Source organism: Mesorhizobium sp. M7A.F.Ca.US.005.03.2.1 (assembly GCF_003997795.1).
Taxonomy (GTDB): domain Bacteria; phylum Pseudomonadota; class Alphaproteobacteria; order Rhizobiales; family Rhizobiaceae; genus Mesorhizobium; species Mesorhizobium ciceri.
The window spans coordinates 1-1,450 of sequence record NZ_RZRP01001187.1 but is presented as its reverse complement, the minus strand read 5'-3'; the positions used below and the strand labels follow the sequence as shown (position 1 = coordinate 1,450).

The 1,450-nt window shown below is 63.0% G+C and carries 1 protein-coding gene and 1 pseudogene; both read left to right on the top strand.

Going from position 1 to position 1,450, the window contains the following annotated elements:
- Positions 1-150 precede the first annotated feature (150 nt).
- Complete coding sequence (locus tag EN991_RS36075; RefSeq protein WP_027162994.1) at positions 151-1,317, top strand: acetyl-CoA acetyltransferase; 1,167 nt, start codon at positions 151-153, stop codon at positions 1,315-1,317.
- Between the two features lie 25 nt (positions 1,318-1,342).
- Positions 1,343-1,450 (top strand): annotated as a pseudogene (locus EN991_RS41425) (asparaginase); the annotation flags it as partial.

Here is a 1,450-nt window from a genome sequence, read left to right as displayed (position 1 = left end):
ACAAAAAAATCGGCCGCGATCTCGGCTCTACCAAGCGATTGTAGGCCTCCAGCCCTTCACGAAACCGGCACGATTGTTTATCTTTGAACAATAGATGCGAAATGCGCCGTGAGCCGACATGCCAGGCCGGCGCCAAGGATGGAGACCGCCATGACCGCATGCATCGTCGGATGGGCGCATTCGCGCTTCGGCAAGCTTGAGGGCGAAACGCTCGAAAACCTCATCGTCAAGGTGGCAACGGACGCGCTCGACCATGCCGGCATCGGTCCCGACGAGGTCGACGAGATCGTGCTCGGCCACTTCAACGCCGGTTTTTCGGCGCAGGATTTCACCGCCAGTCTGGTGCTTCAGGCCGACGACCGGCTGCGCTTCAAGCCGGCGACGCGTGTCGAGAACGCTTGCGCCACCGGATCGGCGGCGGTCCGCCAGGGCATCCGCGCCATTGACGCGAATGCCGCTCGCATCGTGCTGGTGGTCGGCGCGGAGCAGATGACGACGACGCCGGGGCCGGAGATCGGCAAAAACCTGCTCAAGGCGTCCTATCTGCCCGAGGACGGCGAGACACCGGCGGGTTTCGCCGGCGTCTTCGGCAAGATCGCGCAGGCCTATTTCCAGCGTTATGGCGATCAGTCGGATGCGCTGGCCATGATTGCCGCCAAGAACCACAAGAACGGCGTCGACAATCCCTATGCGCAGATGCGCAAGGATTTCGGCTATGAGTTCTGCCGCCAGGAGAGCGAGAAGAACCCCTTCGTTGCCGGTCCTCTGAAGCGCACCGACTGCTCGCTGGTCTCCGACGGCGCCGCCGCCCTTATCCTTGCCGACACCGCCACGGCGCTGAAGATGCGCCGTGCCGTTGCCTTCCGCGCCAACGAACATGTGCAGGATTTCCTGCCGATGTCGAAGCGCGACATTCTGACCTTCGAAGGCTGCGAGCAGGCCTGGAACCGGGCGCTGAAATCGGCCGGCGTGACGCTCGACGATCTGTCCTTCGTCGAAACGCATGACTGCTTCACCATTGCCGAACTGATCGAGTACGAGGCGATGGGCCTTGCCAAGCCGGGAGAGGGGGCGAAGCTGGCGTTGGACGGCACAACGGCCAAGGATGGTCGCCTGCCGGTCAATCCATCCGGCGGGCTGAAGGCCAAGGGCCATCCGATCGGCGCCACTGGCGTGTCCATGCATGTCTTGACCGCCATGCAGCTTGTCGGTGAGGCCGGCGGCATCCAGGTGCCGGGCGCAAAACTGGGCGGCATCTTCAATATGGGCGGTGCGGCGGTCGCCAACTACGTTTCCATTCTCGACCGGATCAGATAAACCGCCCGCATTTGCGGAAGGTGACATGACAAATCCGGTTCTGATCGAAGTCTTGCGCGGCGCGATCGTCGAGAGCGCGCATCGCGGCTCAGTCGCGGTCTTCGATGGCGACGGCAAGCCCGTGTGGGAGATC

Bases quoted from the DNA above. Each gene is read 5' to 3' on its own strand.
- EN991_RS36075 (WP_027162994.1), top strand. From the start codon at position 151: ATGACCGCATGCATCGTCGGATGGGCGCATTCGCGCTTCGGCAAGCTT.